A 17,724-nucleotide genomic window follows, 5' to 3' on the forward strand; every position below is an offset into this window, starting at 1 on the left:
AGCATTTCATGCAAGATGAGTTTGAAAATGCGCTGGCCTGGTTTCGGGCTGCCCCGGCACGCTGGGTGGACTCCGCTGAAAGAAATCTGGAGGCTGGTGCGGAGTGGGTTTGGGGTGTCATTCAGGGTGATTTCAATGAAGACGCCTCGACTGCCCAAACCATCACGGGAACCGTGATCTCGATGATCCCGTTCGTCGATCAACTCTGCGACGTGCGCGACATGGTCGCTTGCTGCAAACGGATACATCGCGACGCGGACAATACCGGCAACTGGATTGCACTCACCCTCACGCTGATCGGGCTGTTTCCAACCCTTGGCTCGCTCGTCAAAGGCTGCGGCAAAATTCTGTTTGCTTATGCCCGCAAGGCTGCTTTAAAGGGTGGAACGAAGGCGGCGGAAATCGCAGCCATCAAGGTTTTGAACGAGAATCTCGAAAAGGGCATCGCCAAGCTCAATGCCTTCCTCGATCGCCCCGAAGTGCGCAAAACGCTGAAAGCGCTGCATTGGGATAATCCCTATAAGCACCTCGCCGAACAAATACGGGCACTGCGCGCCCAGGTTACGGTAGGCAAACTGCTGTCAGCCTTTGACAAAGCAATTGCTGCGCTAAAGGAGTTGTTGGAAATTGTGCAGAAATGGGGCGGCACGGGACTTGGCAAACAAGCTGTCGCATTGTTCGAACTCGTCAACGGCGTGCGCAAGAAGGCCGACGCCATGCTCGGTAAGGTACTCAAACCAGTGCAGGATTGGCTGGACAGGATTGCGCGGCGGCTGGATATCGAAGCGGACAACCAGTACCGCGCTTACACGAAAGCAGCCAATGTGCACCGTTTCACCAGGCCAAAAGCGGAAGCGGAAATCGCGGCGTTCGAGAAGGAAAAACCGAAGTGGGTAGATAAGACGAAGAGAGTGGCGCATGAACCCGCACAAAATGCACCGGTCAAGAATGGTTGGCCGGATCTTGATCCCAAGGTCAAGCCGGGAGAAAAGCACCCGTTGGCAGAAGCTTATAAAACCTTCGAAGAAGACACCATCAAGCCGGTGACAATTCCGCCGGGTGAGACGCTATACCGGGTGGTCGATCCCGGCAGCGGCGACAACAGCATCTGCTGGATGCGCAAGGCCGAGTTTGACAAACTGAAAAGCAAGGATGACTGGCGCAGGAAATTCGCGGTATGGGCGAGCTGGAACAGCAATGGTGAGTTTGTAACCTATACCGTGCCGCCGGGCAAGGGGTTGAATGTCTGGGAGGGTGTCGTCGGAACACAAAGGCATGAAGCTAATGATGCCTACAAACTTGAAGGCGGAGCTATTCAGCTCGTACTCGATCCAAGCGACCTCAAGAAAGAATTTTTGGGAAAGCGGCGGTCTACCAACTGGGGCTACAGCAGCTTCGGTGAAACAATGGACTTAACAGGCGTGCCGGTCCTTACCAACAACTGGTTTGAAAAGAAATAATCATGACAACACCGCTGATACCGCAAGAAATTTACCTCCTCGAACGCTTCTGCTCGCTCGAGCGTTACGGCCAAATGCGTGACGCGTGGGAAGCGATGCTGAACCATGCGGAGAGCATGCTCGACCGCTTCATGCACAATCTGCCGCCGCGTTACCGCAAACGCCCATTACCGGAACAGCCGGACATTGTCTGGGGAGAACGGGTGCTACCGAATTTCAGGTATACGATGCGTCTGCTCAATGATGGTTATATCAAACGGTCGCATGGCGATTATGAAGCGCTTGGTCGCGCTTGCGGCGTCACGGGCGGCATACGTGGTCAACGCGATTTCTGGTCCGGCTGGATGGACGAAGTCGAACCGGGGGCGGAAGCAAAGTATTATGAATTGCTGTATAAGGCTGGCGATTTGGCTTGGCCGGTTGACTTAACCTCTGGTGGAATTTGGAGCCCAGGCGCGCTGACAACACGCTATGACAAAGTGGTTAAAGAGCCTCTCAATCCCCCCCCCGCATGGCCGACCTACCGACTTAACTGGAAAGTCACCGTCAAAAGCGGCGACCGTGTTCCCCAAACCGGCATTTACCTTCCCGATGTCGATCACGGCTTTCCGACCCTGTTGATCAAGTCGGATGATCCACTTCTTGGAGAAGCCAATGAGGCCTCTGTCGTGCTAGACCCGTCCGTCAGCTCGAAAAAAGGCTACCGCCCCACTACCTGGACACTCGTCGAACGCATCGCCGACGAACGCGATCTCCTCGCCCAACCCTCCCTCATTGCGCCAATCCGCCTGCGTGCAGAAGGCGGCCAACCTTGCCCGCAAACTGGCTACTGGTACACACCGGCCAAGCTCAATTCCCGCCGTCATTTCAAAGAAGGTGAAGTCATGCCTGTCTTCCAGTCCGATTACGGCTCGACGATCTGGCAGTGGGATTCGAATCAAGCCTAAGCAAGGAGAATCTCAGTATGAGGAAATGTATCGTGAAAAAATTCATCCCACTCTCTCTGCTGTTTGCGACGCTTCAGGCAAATGCTCTTGGTGATCTCTACATTGGCACTATCGAAGAAAAAAATGGGCAAGTCATCCTAAAGCGTTGCGACCTCGTCATGAATCAGTACACGCTACGCGATAAAAAAGGAAACTCCGAAGCTCCAGTTAAGCAAATGCTGACCATGCTCAAAAGCACGAAAGGGATCATTTATGGTGAAGTCACCGGCGAATACGAAGAAAAGAATGGGAAAAACTTTCTGATCGTGGATTTCATCGAGCATATTCAAAAGAACAAAAACTGCCACTTGCTTGACCTCCTATAGGAAGAGTATTTGCCGGGTAGTCATATAAAAGCACCAACAGCCCGGTGTGCATCGATTTCGTCGACGGAGACATCGACCGACCGGTCGTCGTCGGCCAACTCTACAACGGTGCCGACCTGCCGCCCTTTCACGGCGCGGACAATCACCCTGGCGTCCTGACTGGCATCAAGTCAAACGAATATGGCGCGTGCGGTTTCAACCAGTGGGTGATCGACGACACACCCGGGCAATTGCGCCAAACAGTGGCGTCGACTTATGGCGCGAGCCAACTGAACATCGGCTATCTGATCCGTCAAAGTGGAAATATTCGAAGTGCTTACCGTGGCAACGGGTTCGAACTCGCCACCGATGCATGGAGTAGCTTGCGCAGCAAGCGCGGCATCTTCCTGTCGACCACGCAGAGAGCCTTTGCGACGTCGACACAACTCGACACGCAGGAAGCTCAGAACAGGTTCAAGGCAGCCAGCGAGCTCGCGCAAGCTTTGTCGAATACCGCGACCCAGCATCAGGCAACGCCGGTCACCATCCAGGCTGGATTTGAAAATTTGAAGGTCAATGTCACCGGCAAGGAAAACGCCGACGGTCCCTCCCAATGCTCAAGTCAGGCGCGTGGATCTCGCAGTTCTTGACAACATCAACCTCAACAATTTTTTCGTCAAATTTGAAATTCCGGCCGGACGAGAAATGAAAGTATGGAAAGGCAAGGCGGCAGAGCAGTTCAATAGCGAATCAGGGCAATTCCTGGCAGGGGGCGGCATGCAGGTTTACATTGATTGGCCCGCAGACCTGAAAGCCTTGATTGAAAAACTTCCAAGCCTGTCTAAAGGGGAAAGACCACCAATAGATATGGCTATGAAATCGCGGCCAATGCGAAAAATGGGGCTTCGGTCGACAAGCTCTTAAGTAATGAGTACGCGACGAAGCAAGCTAAAACAGGAACCAACTGATGATGACCGAAGACGACCGGAAAAGGGTGTTCTGGCTATTAAGGAAATATAGCTCCTACACCGCATGGAAAGCATTGGGCGACGCGTTCCAAGCATTCACCGACGGCTGGGAATATGCCGTAAGCCATGTTCAACCGCCCCTTGATTCGGATGATTTCTGGGTAGAGGCGCTCAAGAGTTTTTGGAAGGGCCGTGAAGGCTTTGACAGAGGGTTGCCTCTCTTGAAACAAGGTGACCGCTATATCTTCAGGAACAAAGCGAATTGGCTGATTAGACACCAGATCAAATATGCGTTCCGATTAATGGACCCGGTGGAGTATGTGCACGATTGGATGGTTAACAAAGAGGAAATCTATAACGCGCATTTGCGAGTTGAACAGTACAAGATTTTTTTCTGTATTACCGAAAGAGACAACGCGTCCACCAGCGCAACGTTTGATTCGGAAACGGTGTTCTGGACCGATACATGGCCGCGTCACTTGGACTACTCCCAATTTAGTTTTCCGTATCAATTGCCTGACGTTCCTCAACCTACAAAGATAACAGTCGATACCGGAAAAGAAATTCCGGTTGACGGCATTTGGGAGCCGGAGTGGATTGATCCGGCTGTTAAAAAGAACAAGGTTGTCACCCTACGGAGTCTATTCACGTCCGTCGAACCCGACAACCTGCAAAAAGGATGCATGAATTATCTAGTCGCTGGAACGATTGCGCCACCGTATCAGGACGGCATGCAGAAACCGGTGATGCCAGTACGCTGGCGCTTGATCTGGCAAGACACTCGCTATACGGACGGCACCATTCCCGACGAAGAAAAGGAGTACCTTGCCCCTGCGCCTGAGCGACGACCGAATGAAATGGACGGCGTATTGCGTGCAACGGCAGGCGAGGAATGCCCGCGCGCGGGCTATTGGCAATCGCAAGACGGAAAGACCGAAACACGTTTCTACATGGAGCGCGAGAGTTTTGCCGATCTTGGTTCCGGTTACGGTCTTACGATATGGCAGTACGTGGGCAAAAGTCGGCGGACCGAGTAAGTGTCTCGACTGGTCGCCACTTTTGTAAAAACGTGCTGAACGCGGCGTTCGCCTGCTTTAACGCAAAAAGAATCAGTCTTTACTGCGGCGAAAGGGTGATGTGTCTGTTTCTATTGCGGAACGTCCTGGCATAATCGGCGGTGGCAGGAGCGCACCGCAAGTAGCGTCTCTCCTTCGCGCCCAGTCAATCCGCTTACCGATGATTTTCGGCGCTTCTATGCTGCGGAAGACTGCGGTCGCATGGTCTCATCATCGACCATCATCTGCGGTGCAACCAGCGGCAGTGTGAGGATGAAGGCGCTTCCGGCGCCCGGTTCGCTTTGGACGCGGATCCGACCGCCCAATATCCCTGTCACGATATTGTGAGTGATGTTCAGTCCCAGTCCTGACCCGCCTGCGCCAAGCTTGGTCGTGAAGAATGGATCAAAGATGCGGTTCAAATTCGGAGCAGGGATGCCGATGCCGTTGTCTCTTACCGTCAGTTCCAGCCAGCCGTCTTCGGCCGTGACTGCGGTGATGGAGACGACGCCAGCGTGGCGACCCTCGAATCCGTGCAGCAGCGCGTTGTTGACGAGGTTGGTGATCACCTGGCCGAGCGGGCCTGGGTAGCTGTCCATCGTCAAGGTTTCCGGAATACTTTGCTTCACGATGAATGATGTCTTCTTGAGCGTTGGCCACATGGTCAACATGATTTCGGATACTACTTCCGCGACCGAGAATTTGCGGCGCTGGGAGCTGGTCTGGTCCACCGCAACTTGCTTGAAGCTGTTGACGAGATTGGCAGCCCGCTGCAAATTACGCACGAGGATGTCTCCCGCCTTCCCTGCGTCACCGATATAGCCTTCCAGCGTCGATCGCTTCAATCCGGCGCTTGCATAACTGTTACTCAAGGTGCGTGTTTGATCGGCCAGGGTGCTGGCCACCATCAGGCTGTTGCCGATGGGCGTGTTGAGCTCATGCGCGATGCCGGCGACGAGTGACCCCAGGGCTGCCAGTTTTTCGCTGCGTACCAGTTCTTCCTGCGCCTTGTTTAGCGTTTCCAGTGTGTAGGCAAGCTCCTCGTTTGCCTGTTGCAGTTCTTCGGTGCGTTCGATGACACGTTGCTCCAGGGTGGCATTCAGCTCGCGGATTTCATTTTCGATGCGACGCTTGTCCGTCACGTCCGTGCAGGCAAGAATGCCGAACTTGTCGCCAGCAAGGAAAAAGGTGTGGCCGGAAAATTGCACCAGGACTTTGCTGCCGTCACCACGAAACATCCACACTTCGCGGCCGCTGTCCGTTGCACCTGTTTCCTTCAGTTCTTCGATGAGGGACTTGCGGTCTGTCATGTCGCAATACAATGACAAGTCCGCTGTGCTTTTTCCGATTACCGAATCGCGGTCTCGCAGGAAAAGTTTTTCAAACGCACGGTTGACATCCTTGACGATGTAATTGCCGCGTACCTGCGTGACGAACATCGCGATCGGCGACGACTGGAAGATCGTGGAAAAGCGTAGTTCACTGCTGCGCAATTCCTCTTCTGCGCGCTTGCGCTCCAGCTCAGCCGATGCGCGTTCGCTGAACACCTGCAGCAGCGATTTCACGAGGTCGGGATTGCTCAGTAATTCCGAGTGCATCACCGCCAGCAGGCCGATGGTATTTCCAGCGGTATCACGCAGAGGTGCGCCGGCGTAGCTGTCCCAAGCATGTCCCGGCAGTAGAAGGGTATCGGGGAATTCCGCTTGCAGACCGCTTGGGAAGACGCAGATATTTCCTTCCAGCGTGCGCTCACATGGCGTGCCCGGGATGGTGAATTCAAAGTCGTCGATGCTGCGTCCCTTGGCGTAAGCGGCAATCGTCCGTATCCCGCTTTGCGAGCCGTCTATGTACAAGCCGATGAATGCGCAATCGGTACGCAATGCCGAGGCAAGATCTGCCACCAAAAGCTCGAAGAAGGATTCTCCAGCGAGGTCGCGTGTATCTTGCGCCAGGCGCAACAGCGCGCGATCGGCTTCCGCTTTTTGCTCTTCGAGAATGCGCTGGTCGGTGACATCGCGGACGGCAGAGAGGATATAGCTTTCGTCGCCAGCACTGAAAATCGTCGCATTGCTCAGGCATTTGCGGATGTCGCCGTGCTTGGTGCGCATCTCCCATTCGAAGTTGCGCACGATGTTATTGCTGTTGAGCGCGTGCAGGAAAGCGTCTCGCCGCTCGGGGTCGTGCCAGATGCCGAGCTCGGTCGTCGTCCGACCGATTGACTCCTCGCGGCTGTAACCGGTAGTCGCTTCACATGTCTGGTTGACCTCGATCAGTTTGCCGTCGCTCATGCGGGTAATCGAAATCGAGTCAGGGTTGCATTGGAATGCGCCGGCAAATTTTGCTTCAGACAGTGTCAGCGCATCCTCCGCGCGGCGCTTTTCGGTGATGTCTTCCGCGATCGACAGCAGGCGATCGTACTTGCCCGCCTTGTCGGAAATAGTGGTATGACTCCATTGGCAGATGATGATTTCTCCATCGGCGCGCAGGTTTTGGCAGATATTGCGGCTGTCGCCCTTGCCGCCGGTCAGATTGCGAAACGTGGCGTTGACCGAGTCAGGGCTCGAGTCGGGCAGAATGAAGCCGGCATGCTGCCCGATCGCATGATCGCGCGGGTGGCCGAAAATTCTCTCGGCCGCGGCATTCCATTCAATGACCTTGTAGGCGCTGTCCCACTCGACGATGGCAATCGGGCTTTGTTCGACGAGCGCACGGTAGCGTTCTTCGCGTTCGTACAACTCCTGCTCAATGTGTTTGCGCTTGTCGATGTCCTGCTCGAGCTCGCGATTCTTCCGATCCACCTCTTCGAACAGTTTGCGCAAGCCGATGCGGGTATCCTCCATGCGACGGCTGAGCATGCCGATTTCGTCCAGCCGGCTCCACGTGAATGGTACGTCGAGCTGCCTGCCCGCCAACCTGTCTGCGCCCGCGCCCAGTTTTTGCAAGGGCCTCACCAGGCGGCGGTCCAGCAGGATGAGGATCAGCACAATGGATAACACCGCTTGCGCCAACACCGCGGCCATGGAATCCAGCAATCCTTTGAGCATGACAGCACGCAGTCGTGTACTGCCGACTTCAATCCTGACCGAGCCTATCGCGTTACCGCGGTAGGTCACAGGTTTTTCGGCCGTGGCGGTATAGCCTGCCCGGCGTTCGGCGCGTTCGCCGGAAACGAAAATGCCGAGTTTGTTGTCGCGCACCTCGATCCGTACAATGTCTTCGTTGCGCCCGATCATCGTATCGAGCAGGGCGCGCCCGCTTTCCTGATTGATGTTCCACAGTGGTTCCTGCATCCCGCTGGCGAGAACGTCGGCATTGAGTTGCGACAAGTCTTCGGTCTGCTTGCGAATGTCGTCGTGATAGCGCTTGAACCATGAATACCCGCTGATCAGCCCGACCGGGATCAGCAGGCTCAGCACGACCACCAGCACGATGGCGCGCCGCAGCGTCAGGGTTCGTTCGCTCATGAACATGGATATTTCGCTCCGATCCGCGTGAAAGCCGGATGAGGATGATTTGCGCGCGTCGCGCTCCGGCTCTTATTGGCGGCCATTGCCCTTCAACCAGCCCGCGAGTTGGTCGACGGTCATTGGACGTGCAAACAGGTAGCCTTGCGCCAGCGGGCAGCCGAGAGCGGTCAGGATGGCTGCCTGGCGGTCATCTTCCACGCCTTCGGCAATGACGGTGAGGCCAAGATTGCGGCCCAACTGGATCACCATTTCGGCGATGCTGCTGCCGCGCATCGAGCTGGTAATTTCAGTAACGAAGCTGCGGTCGATCTTGAGGCGGTCCACGCGCAGCCTCTGCAAATAGCTCAATGACGAGAAGCCGGTGCCGAAATCGTCGATTGCGATGCTGACGCCGATCTTCTTGATCTGATCCAGCAATTCGATCAATGCATCCGGTTCTTCCATGGCGATCGACTCGGTGATTTCCAGCTCGATGCGCGAGGGAGGCGCCTGTGTTGCGGCAAGCGCCTCGCGCAACATGTCGAGGAAGCGGGGATGGCGGAACTGCACTTGTGAAACGTTGATCGACATCGTGAAATCGCCGTAACCCATGCTTCTCAGTCGCACCAGCTCACGACAGGCTTCGTGCATCACGAATTCGCCGATCTCGATGATCAATCCCGAATATTCGGCGATCGGTATGAAGCGATCCGGAGGAATAAACGTGCCGTCACTGGTCCGCCAGCGCAACAAGGCTTCTGCACCGACGGTTTTCCTGGTAACCAGATCGATTTGCGGCTGATAGGCCAGGAACAATTCCTTCTGCGCGAACGCATTGCGCAGTGCATGCATCATGCGCACGCGTTCGCGGATATCCACGCCCATGCTGCGCGAGAAATAGAAATGCCCGGCACGCTGCAAGAGCTTGGCGCGCTTGAGCGCGATATCGGCATCTTTCAATGCGTCGGCACCGGAGCCTTCGTATTCCGCCAGTCGCACCAGACCTGCGGTTGCCGAGAGCTGCACGTCCTGGCCATCGATGCTGAAGGGTTTGGCAAACAACTCCAGCAGCACGCCAGGACTGACGAGCGCAGGGTCGCCGAGTACGCCGAAAGTGTCGCCCGCCACGCGAGCGATGGCCAATTGATCGCCAAGCTGCGCCTCCAGGCGGGCGGCGACACCGAGCAGCAGCAAGTCGCCGAACTGGTGCCCGAACGCATCATTGGTTTCGGCAAAATGATCGATGTCGACCAGCGCCAGCGTTGCTTCTGCCCTTGGCGATTGCGTCAAGGCAGTCTCGATCAGTTCTTTCAAGCGCGCACGATTGGGCAGCTTGGTAAGCGGATCGTAAAACGCGAAGTTGTGCAAACGGTGGAGCAGCAGGACATTATCGAGGCCGACCGCAATGTTGCGGCAGAAGACTTCAAGCAGGCCTTGCTCAATCTCGTTGAGGGCGCGGGAGGTATTGATGAATGCCGTGAAGTGCCCGTTTGGACAGCCGCCGAAATACAGGGTCGTGAAATCCGGGCCGTAGATGTTGCGGCGTTCATTGAGCGAGCGCTTGAGCGTGTCTCTGACCACGACATCCCGCAGTGTGTGTGCGGAGGTCTTGAGCACGTTGGCATAGCGACCGGCCGCAGCGATCACGAACATCTCTTCGTTGTCGGCGGCGTGGAGTTCCCGCATGCAAAGCAAACCGTCGGCATCCATCTCCAGCAGTTCCGCGACCTGGTTGATAATGCCCGCGGCGAAGTTATCCAGGCCGTGCAAGGCCATCAGAGCGGTGCTGGCGCGCACGATCTTGTCGAGGCCGCGCCGGCTCGCATTGATGGTCCGTATCTGCTCATACGAGCGGATCGCTGCGGTTACCGTTGTATAGAGTTTGATGCGAGTGAGCTCGGACTTGGTCTTGTAGTCATTGATATCGAAATCACGGATCGCTTCGATTTCCGGCGCGTAGCCTGGCTGGCCTGTGCGCAGGATGATGCGCACTTCGGTGAGTTTGAGCGATTCGCGGATATGCCGGACCAGTTGCAGGCCGGAGTCGCCGTGTTCCATCACTACGTCCAGCAGGATCACCGCGATGTCGCGCTGCCGAGCCAATAGATCCCGCGCTTGCGCAGCCGAGTAGGCGTGCACGAATTCCAGCGGTCGATGCTGCATTTCCAGATTGCTTAGGGCGAATGTGGTCGCGGAATGCACGTCCGCATCGTCGTCGACGATCATTACCCGCCAAACGCCGTTTGTCGAGGCGCGCAAAGGACCATCGGGCGGAGCAGATGCTTCGTCCAGAAATACGAGTTCGTCGCTCATCGACGCGCTCGATCTACTCATTGTCCCCTCCAGATCCTCGGAATGCCTTTCTGGAAATACGAATCGACAGCTCTAAATCCCACGGATCCGCCGCTGCCCGGCAGGCAGTTGATGGCTGTATTGCATCCATGATGTGAAGGTATCGACGCCTCAGACGTTGGTTGATGCAAGGTCCCCGTCTTGTTCTTTAATTGTTTTTCGGATGTTGCACCATATTTTCTGCTTATGCAATTGCCACCGATGGTTGGTAATACACGCTTTCCGCGCCGCAGCAATGCACATGCGCGTTGTGTTTTTTATATTCCGGCGGGCAATATCGGGGCTTTGGTTCTCGCGGACGCTTTCTTTTTCGGTGCCACGGTGGACTTCAATGAGCCCGGAGGCGAACGCCGGAACGATTAGCGGTTCGGCTGGACGATACGCTAAAATCGATCCTTTCCAGATCAATTCAACATCATCATGTCCGGCAACACCTTTGGCACGCTCTTTACCGTCACCACATTTGGCGAATCGCACGGACCGGCAATCGGTTGCGTGGTCGACGGTTGCCCTCCAGGCATGGATTTGTCGGAAGCGGACATCCAGCCGGAACTGGACCGCCGCAAACCGGGCACGTCGCGCCATGTCACCCAACGTCAGGAGTCGGACAAGGTGGAGATCCTTTCCGGTGTGTTCGAAGGAAAAACCACTGGCACTCCGATTGCCTTGCTGATCCGGAATGAAGACCAGCGCAGCAAGGACTACGGCAATATCGTCGAGACCTTCCGCCCGGGCCATGCGGACTATACCTACTGGCACAAGTACGGCATTCGCGACCCACGCGGCGGCGGGCGTTCATCTGCGCGCCTGACCGCGCCTGTGGTGGGCGCGGCGGCGATCGCAAGAAAATGGTTGCATCAGCAATACGGCACCACATTCAAGGGCTGCATGAGCCAGCTCGGCGAAATCGCCATTCCGTTCGAGTCCTGGGACCATGTCCCGAACAATCCGTTTTTCGCAGCCAATACGTCTGTGTTGCCTCGGCTTGAGGAATACATGGACCAGTTGCGCAAGGACGGCGACTCCTGCGGTGCGCGCATCGATGTGATTGCGCAGAATGTCCCGGTTGGGCTGGGTGAACCGATCTACGACAAGCTCGACGCCGACATCGCTTATGCCATGATGGGCATCAACGCGGTCAAAGGCGTTGAAATCGGTGCCGGCTTCAAATCCATTACCCAGAAGGGTACGGTGCATGGCGACGAACTGACCCCTGAAGGTTTCGCGTCGAATAATGCAGGCGGTGTGTTGGGCGGCATCTCGACCGGACAGGACATTACGGTTTCGATCGCCATCAAACCGACTTCCAGCATCCGCACACCGCGCCGGTCGATCGACAAGAACGGCAACCCGATCAATGTCGAAACCTTTGGTCGCCATGATCCTTGCGTCGGCATTCGCGCCACGCCGATTGCCGAGGCGATGCTCGCGCTGGTGCTGATGGATCACGCCCTGCGTCACCGCGCCCAATGTGCGGACGTTCGGGTAAACACGCCGAAGATTTCCGCGCAAATCAAGTAACTTTCTGATTGGGCAGCCGGGCGGCATGAGCTGCTTGCCCGGCTGCCCGGTGGAAGTTCCACCCCAACCAGGCCACGTTAACTGCGCTGCCATCGGAAAACCTCTCGTGCATCACCCTTCCTGGCCAAAGCAATCCTTCAGTTTTGCCCTGTTCTTTTTCGCCTATTACGGCTATGTCGGCGTGTTTTCTCCCTACGCCAGCCTGTATTTTTCCGACAAGGGCATGACGGCAGCGGAGATCGGCGTACTGATGTCCCTGATGCAAGTGATGCGCATCTTTGGTCCCAACCTGTGGGGATGGGTCGCCGATCGCCATCAGCAACGCGTCAGCGTTCTGCGCATTACCGCGATTGCGGCAGTGATGACATTCACCGGGATGTTTTTCGGGCAGAGCTTCACCCAACTCTTGATTGTGATGGTGGCCGTCAATCTTTTCACCAGCGCGCAAGGTCCGTTGTCGGAAGCGCTGATGCTCTCGGAAATGCGGGGCGATCTGACCCACTACGGCCGGTTGCGCTTGTGGGGGTCGGTCGGCTTCATCCTGACCGTCACGCTGGCCGGCCCTCTGCTTGATCGCTACGGCATTCGACTGATGCCGTGGATCGCGCTGGCCCTGCTAGCGCTGGTGCTGGTATCCACCTCGCGCATGCAGGAGACCGCCCACGGCGAACTGCATCAGGAAGTGCCATCGGTGCTCGCGCTGCTACGGCGGCGAGAGGTCAGTGCGTTTTTCGTATCGACCTTCCTGATGATCGCAGCGCATGCGTCGCTGTATGTGTTCTATTCCTTGTACCTGGCGCAAATCGGCTACAGCAATACGGTGATAGGCTTGATGTGGTCTCTGGGCGTCGTGGTCGAGATCGTTTTCTTTTTCTACCAGACGCCGCTTTTTCGGCGCTTCGGCATCCGGAAGCTGATGATCGCCAGCCTGCTGATTGCGGTCGCCCGCTTCCTGATGATTGGCTTCGGCGCGCAGTCGCTGGTCCTGCTGCTGCTGGCTCAGGTGATGCACGCGGCGACCTTCGGCGTTCATCATTCCGCTTCGGTGGCAACTCTGCAGCGATGGTTTTCCGGCCCGCTCCAGGCGCGCGGCCAGGCTTTGTACACGAGTATTTCCTATGGGCTAGGAGGCACGCTGGGTGGCCTGATTTTAGGCGGGTTGTGGGATACATTTGGCCCCCGAACAGTCTATTTAATGGCAGCAATGTTCGCGTTGGCAGGGGCCGGCGCAGCCGCATTGTCGTATCGCTGGCAGTCACAACATCTTGAGGAGAGAAAATGAAGTCGAACGTCAGTAGCGCAATCGTGAGGCGGGTGTTGGCAGCGGCAGCCATCCTGGTGCTGGCGGCCTGCGAGACGGTGCAGACCACGCAGGGCGGCGTCGTCGGCGTCACACGCGAGCAGAAGATGGTCGTCCCGGCAGAAGCAATCGACCGGGCGGCGCGCGAGCAATATACGGCATTGATCGGCGAGGAGCGGCAGAAGGGCGAACTCAACCGAAATCCGGCCGAAGTCGCGCGCGTGCGCGCCATCGCCAACCGCCTCATTCCCCAGACCGTCAATTTTCGGCCGGATGCGCTGAGCTGGGGGTGGGAAGTGAATGTCATCTCCTCGCCCGAGGTGAACGCTTGGTGCATGCCCGGCGGAAAAATCGCCGTCTATACCGGCCTGATCGAAAAGCTGCACATCACGGATGATGAACTGGCCGCCGTCATGGGGCATGAAATCGCGCACGCCCTGCGCGAGCATGCACGCGAACGGGCATCCGAGCAGGCGGTTGCAGGAACGGCCATTTCCGTTGGTGCTGCAATTCTTGGCGTTGGCGATCTCGGGCAAAAAACGGCGGAGTACGCGTACATGGGCCTGCTCGGCCTGCCGAATTCGCGTCGACATGAAACAGAAGCCGATCGTATCGGCATCGAGCTGGCTGCACGTGCCGGCTACAACCCGCGCGCCGCGATTTCGCTTTGGGAAAAAATGGCGCAGGTCGGCGGACCGGAAACCGTCAAGTTCCTGTCCACGCACCCGTCGCGCGAGGAACGCCTTAGCGATTTGACAAACTACTCGCAGCGTGTCATGCCGCTCTACGAGCAGGCCAGGAAGCGCCGCTGAATACGCTCATGATTGCAAAAGAATCAATAAAACGCCCGCGCCATTGTCCGCGGGCGTTTTTCATTGGGCTGCGCCGCGTCGCTGTGCGGTATTGCGCCGCACAACTATGGCATAATCGAGAACTATTTTCTCCGTTTTGCGCTGCACGGCGCACATTTTTGGCACTCTTGGAAACATGGCTCAAACGCTCTACGACAAACTCTGGGAATCGCACGTCGTCCATACCGAGGAGGACGGCACTGCCATCCTCTACATCGACCGGCACCTGCTGCATGAAGTCACCAGTCCGCAGGCATTCGAAGGCCTGAAACTCGCTGGCCGCAAGCCGTGGCGCGTTTCCGCCAACCTGGTCGTCGCCGATCACAATGTGCCGACCACCGATCGTGCCAACGGCATTACGGATCCGGTTTCACGCCTGCAGGTCGAGACGCTGGACGACAATGCCAAGGAGTATGGCCTGACCTACTTCGGCATGCGCGACCTGCGTCAAGGCATTGTTCACGTGATCGGCCCGGAGCAGGGTGCGACCTTGCCGGGCATGACCGTGGTTTGCGGCGATTCGCATACTTCCACGCATGGCGCGTTCGGCTGTCTCGCGCACGGCATCGGCACCTCTGAAGTGGAACACGTGCTGGCGACGCAGACACTGCTTGCCAAGAAGTCCAAGTCCATGCTGGTGCAGGTCGACGGGCCACTGCCGTTCGGCGTGACGGCCAAGGACATCGTGCTCGCCGTGATCGGCAAGATCGGCACCGCCGGAGGCACTGGCTATGCAATCGAGTTCGCCGGATCCACCATTCGTTCCCTCTCCATGGAAGGCCGCATGACGGTCTGCAACATGGCGATCGAAGCGGGTGCGCGCGCCGGCATGGTCGGCGTCGACGACACCACCATCAATTACGTCAAGGGACGCCCGTTCTCGCCGGTCGGCCCGCATTGGGACCGCGCGGTCGAATACTGGCGCACGCTGCATTCCGAGCCGGGCGCGAAGTTCGACATGGTTGTCACCCTGAATGCCGCCGAAATCAAGCCGCAGGTCACTTGGGGCACCTCGCCGGAGATGGTAGTGTCCGTTGACGACCGCGTGCCCGATCCCGACAAGGAAAAGGATTCCGTCAAGCGTGACGCGATGGAAAAGGCGCTGGTCTACATGGACCTGAAACCCAACACCTCCATTGCCGACATCCGCATCGACAAGGTCTTCATCGGTTCCTGCACCAATTCGCGCATCGAGGACCTGCGTGCCGCGGCCGCTGTCGTTCGCGGCAAGTACCGCGCTTCCAACGTGAAGCTCGCGATGGTGGTGCCGGGTTCGGGGCTGGTCAAGGCGCAGGCCGAGCGCGAAGGGCTCGACAAGATTTTCAAGGAGGCCGGTTTTGAATGGCGCGAGCCGGGCTGTTCGATGTGCCTCGCGATGAATGCCGACCGCCTTGAGCCGGGCGAGCGTTGCGCGTCGACGTCCAACCGCAATTTTGAAGGCCGCCAGGGGCAGGGTGGCCGCACCCACCTGGTTTCGCCTGCGATGGCTGCGGCTGCCGGCATCGCCGGGCATTTTGTCGACGTACGCGCATTGCGCTAGCGCTTTTCGGGGGAGGATAAAAATGAAAAAATTGTTCGCACTCATCGTTTCCTCGCTGGTCCTCTTGGGCTGCAACACCGTTCAAGGCATCGGCAAGGATGTGAAAAAAGCAGGTGAAGTCGTCGAGAACGCAGCAAAGAAATAAACGAAGTGCAGCCGTTCATTCCGGAAGAAGAACGGCTATTGAGATCAGGATCATGGATAAATTTACCGTACACGATGGTTTGGTTGCGCCGCTGGATCGCGCAAATGTCGATACCGACGCCATCATTCCAAAGCAGTTTCTGAAGTCGATCAAGCGTACCGGCTTCGGCCCCAATCTGTTCGATGAGTGGCGTTATCTCGATCACGGCGAACCGGGCATGGACAATGCGAAGCGTCCGCTCAATCCGGACTTCGTGCTGAACCAGCCGCGCTATCAAGGCGCATCGATTCTGCTGGCGCGCAAGAATTTCGGCTGCGGTTCCTCGCGCGAGCACGCGCCCTGGGCGCTGCAGCAATACGGCTTTCGCGCAGTGATTGCGCCGAGCTTTGCCGACATCTTTTTCAACAACTGCTTCAAGAACGGCGTACTGCCGATCGTTTTGACGGAAGGTCAAGTCGATCAGTTGTTCAATGAAGTCAAGGCATTCCCGGGCTACCGACTGGTCATCGACCTCGACAAGCAGATCGTCGTCGGCGGCAACGGCAACACGACCTTTCCCTTCGAAGTCGATTCCTTCCGCAAGTATTGCCTGCTGAACGGCCTTGACGACATTGGCCTGACACTGCGCCAATCGGACAAGATCCGTGCTTTCGAGGAGCGCCATCTCGCGACCCAGCCGTGGCTCGCCAACACGATTTAATTATTCATCCAGAAGACAAATGAAAATCGCAATTCTGCCGGGCGACGGCATCGGTCCCGAAATCATTGAACAAGCAGTGCGGGTGCTGAACGCGCTTGACGAAAAATTTGAAATGGAAACCGCACCGGTCGGCGGCGCAGGCTACGAAGCGCACGGCCACCCGCTGCCGGAGGGGACTCTCAAGATCGCCAAGGAAGCCGATGCCATCCTGTTCGGCGCTGTCGGCGATTGGAAGTATGACAAGCTGGAGCGCGCGCTGCGCCCGGAGCAAGCGATCCTCGGCCTGCGCAAGAACCTTAATCTGTTCGCCAATCTGCGCCCGGCCATCCTGTATCCGGAACTGGCAGGCGCATCCACGCTCAAACCGGAAGTCGTTTCAGGACTGGATATCCTGATCATCCGCGAATTGACCGGTGACATTTACTTCGGCCAGCCGCGCGGCGTACGCGAATGCCCGGATGGTCCGTTCAAGGGCGAACGTGAAGGATTCGACACCATGCGTTATGCCGAGTCGGAAATCCGTCGCATCGCCCATGTCGCCTTCCAGGCTGCGCGCAAGCGCGGCAAGCGCCTGACCAGCGTTGACAAGGCCAACGTACTGGAGACCTTCCAGTTCTGGAAAGACATCGTGACCGACGTCCACAAGGAATACCAGGATGTCGTGCTCGAACATATGTATGTCGACAATGCCGCGATGCAGCTGGTGCGCGCGCCGAAGAAGTTCGACGTCATCGTGACGGGCAACATGTTCGGCGATATCCTGTCGGATGAAGCGTCGATGCTGACCGGCTCGATCGGCATGCTGCCGTCCGCCTCGCTCGACGCGAACAACAAGGGTTTGTACGAGCCGTCGCACGGCTCGGCGCCGGACATCGCAGGCAAGGGCGTTGCCAATCCGCTGGCGACCATCCTGTCGGCTGCGATGATGCTTCGCTACTCGCTGAACAAGGCGGAGCAAGCGGATCGCGTGGAAGCCGCAGTCAAGAAAGTCTTGTCGCAAGGCCTGCGTACGCCGGACATCCATGAGGAAGGCACGACCAAGGTCGGGACGAAGGAAATGGGTGATGCGGTCGTGAAGGCGCTAGCCTCGTAATC

15 protein-coding genes are annotated in these 17,724 nt (G+C 57.2%); 13 read left to right on the forward strand and 2 right to left on the reverse strand.

The features are described from left to right. Positions 1–8: 8 nt before the first annotated feature. The 6 genes from E6W33_RS14750 to E6W33_RS14775 are packed head-to-tail and all read left to right on the forward strand — an operon-like array spanning position 9 to position 4,756. Entirely contained in the window at positions 9–1,460 is a 1,452-nt protein-coding gene (locus tag E6W33_RS14750) for a hypothetical protein (RefSeq protein WP_136418081.1), read from the forward strand. A gap of 2 nt (positions 1,461–1,462) precedes the next feature. After that, positions 1,463–2,407, forward strand: coding sequence for a hypothetical protein (locus tag E6W33_RS14755; RefSeq protein ID WP_136418082.1), 945 nt, complete (start codon positions 1,463–1,465; stop codon positions 2,405–2,407). A gap of 32 nt (positions 2,408–2,439) precedes the next feature. Further along, positions 2,440–2,772: a hypothetical protein gene (locus E6W33_RS14760; RefSeq protein WP_136418083.1), complete on the forward strand. Its 333-nt coding sequence runs from the start codon at positions 2,440–2,442 to the stop codon at positions 2,770–2,772. A gap of 44 nt (positions 2,773–2,816) precedes the next feature. Then, positions 2,817–3,401, forward strand: coding sequence for a type VI secretion system Vgr family protein (locus E6W33_RS14765; protein ID WP_136418084.1), 585 nt, complete (start codon positions 2,817–2,819; stop codon positions 3,399–3,401). Beyond that, on the forward strand, positions 3,382–3,675 hold the full coding sequence (locus E6W33_RS14770; protein ID WP_136418085.1) for a hypothetical protein: 294 nt from the start codon (positions 3,382–3,384) through the stop codon (positions 3,673–3,675). The genes E6W33_RS14765 and E6W33_RS14770 overlap by 20 nt, the downstream gene beginning before the upstream one ends. 43 nt (positions 3,676–3,718) lie before the next feature. Next, positions 3,719–4,756 (forward strand): Imm72 family immunity protein, encoded by a 1,038-nt coding sequence (locus E6W33_RS14775; RefSeq protein WP_136418086.1) that lies wholly within the window; start codon positions 3,719–3,721, stop codon positions 4,754–4,756. Positions 4,757–4,971: 215 nt separating this feature from the next. On the opposite strand, the gene E6W33_RS14780 is transcribed toward E6W33_RS14775, so the two are convergent. Then, positions 4,972–8,238 carry a PAS domain S-box protein gene (locus tag E6W33_RS14780; protein WP_168798656.1) on the reverse strand — a complete coding sequence of 1,089 codons (3,267 nt, stop codon included), beginning with the start codon at positions 8,236–8,238 and terminating at the stop codon, positions 4,972–4,974. 72 nt (positions 8,239–8,310) lie between these two features. Then, the gene (locus tag E6W33_RS14785) at positions 8,311–10,554 is read right to left on the reverse strand and encodes an EAL domain-containing protein (protein WP_247869653.1); all 2,244 of its coding nucleotides are present in this window, start codon (positions 10,552–10,554) and stop codon (positions 8,311–8,313) included. A gap of 438 nt (positions 10,555–10,992) precedes the next feature. Between E6W33_RS14785 and aroC the strand changes: the two genes are divergently transcribed. The 7 genes from aroC to leuB all read left to right on the forward strand — a co-directional run bounded on the left by aroC (position 10,993) and on the right by leuB (position 17,722). Further along, on the forward strand, positions 10,993–12,093 hold the full coding sequence (aroC, locus tag E6W33_RS14790; RefSeq protein ID WP_136418088.1) for a chorismate synthase: 1,101 nt from the start codon (positions 10,993–10,995) through the stop codon (positions 12,091–12,093). A gap of 106 nt (positions 12,094–12,199) precedes the next feature. Beyond that, the gene (locus tag E6W33_RS14795) at positions 12,200–13,375 is read left to right on the forward strand and encodes an MFS transporter (RefSeq protein ID WP_247869654.1); all 1,176 of its coding nucleotides are present in this window, start codon (positions 12,200–12,202) and stop codon (positions 13,373–13,375) included. Then, the gene (locus E6W33_RS14800; RefSeq protein WP_136418090.1) at positions 13,372–14,205 is read left to right on the forward strand and encodes a M48 family metallopeptidase; all 834 of its coding nucleotides are present in this window, start codon (positions 13,372–13,374) and stop codon (positions 14,203–14,205) included. Before E6W33_RS14795 ends, E6W33_RS14800 begins: the two co-directional genes overlap by 4 nt. 175 nt (positions 14,206–14,380) lie before the next feature. Beyond that, a complete protein-coding gene (gene leuC, locus E6W33_RS14805; RefSeq protein ID WP_136418091.1) occupies positions 14,381–15,784 on the forward strand; it encodes a 3-isopropylmalate dehydratase large subunit in 1,404 nt (467 codons plus the stop codon). Positions 15,785–15,806: 22 nt separating this feature from the next. Beyond that, on the forward strand, positions 15,807–15,929 hold the full coding sequence (locus E6W33_RS14810; RefSeq protein ID WP_136418092.1) for an entericidin A/B family lipoprotein: 123 nt from the start codon (positions 15,807–15,809) through the stop codon (positions 15,927–15,929). Between the two features lie 52 nt (positions 15,930–15,981). After that, positions 15,982–16,629, forward strand: a complete 648-nt coding sequence (gene leuD / locus E6W33_RS14815; RefSeq protein ID WP_136418093.1) for a 3-isopropylmalate dehydratase small subunit — start codon at positions 15,982–15,984, stop codon at positions 16,627–16,629. Positions 16,630–16,648: 19 nt separating this feature from the next. Continuing rightward, on the forward strand, positions 16,649–17,722 hold the full coding sequence (gene leuB, locus E6W33_RS14820; protein ID WP_136418094.1) for a 3-isopropylmalate dehydrogenase: 1,074 nt from the start codon (positions 16,649–16,651) through the stop codon (positions 17,720–17,722). Positions 17,723–17,724 lie beyond the last annotated feature (2 nt).

It is taken from the genome of Herbaspirillum sp. ST 5-3 (assembly GCF_004804275.1).
In the GTDB taxonomy this organism is placed as follows: Bacteria; Pseudomonadota; Gammaproteobacteria; order Burkholderiales; family Burkholderiaceae_D; genus Noviherbaspirillum.

What these genes read in the sequence shown, in the direction of transcription:
- E6W33_RS14750 (WP_136418081.1), top strand. Translation starts at nt 9, where the DNA reads ATGCAAGATGAGTTTGAAAATGCGCTGGCCTGGTTTCGGGCTGCCCCG.
- E6W33_RS14755 (WP_136418082.1), top strand. Translation starts at nt 1,463, where the DNA reads ATGACAACACCGCTGATACCGCAAGAAATTTACCTCCTCGAACGCTTC.
- E6W33_RS14775 (WP_136418086.1), top strand. Translation starts at nt 3,719, where the DNA reads ATGATGACCGAAGACGACCGGAAAAGGGTGTTCTGGCTATTAAGGAAA.
- E6W33_RS14780 (WP_168798656.1), bottom strand. Translation starts at nt 8,238, where the DNA reads ATGAGCGAACGAACCCTGACGCTGCGGCGCGCCATCGTGCTGGTGGTC.
- E6W33_RS14785 (WP_247869653.1), bottom strand. Translation starts at nt 10,554, where the DNA reads ATGAGTAGATCGAGCGCGTCGATGAGCGACGAACTCGTATTTCTGGAC.
- aroC (WP_136418088.1), top strand. Translation starts at nt 10,993, where the DNA reads ATGTCCGGCAACACCTTTGGCACGCTCTTTACCGTCACCACATTTGGC.
- E6W33_RS14800 (WP_136418090.1), top strand. Translation starts at nt 13,372, where the DNA reads ATGAAGTCGAACGTCAGTAGCGCAATCGTGAGGCGGGTGTTGGCAGCG.
- leuC (WP_136418091.1), top strand. Translation starts at nt 14,381, where the DNA reads ATGGCTCAAACGCTCTACGACAAACTCTGGGAATCGCACGTCGTCCAT.
- E6W33_RS14810 (WP_136418092.1), top strand. Translation starts at nt 15,807, where the DNA reads ATGAAAAAATTGTTCGCACTCATCGTTTCCTCGCTGGTCCTCTTGGGC.
- leuD (WP_136418093.1), top strand. Translation starts at nt 15,982, where the DNA reads ATGGATAAATTTACCGTACACGATGGTTTGGTTGCGCCGCTGGATCGC.
- leuB (WP_136418094.1), top strand. Translation starts at nt 16,649, where the DNA reads ATGAAAATCGCAATTCTGCCGGGCGACGGCATCGGTCCCGAAATCATT.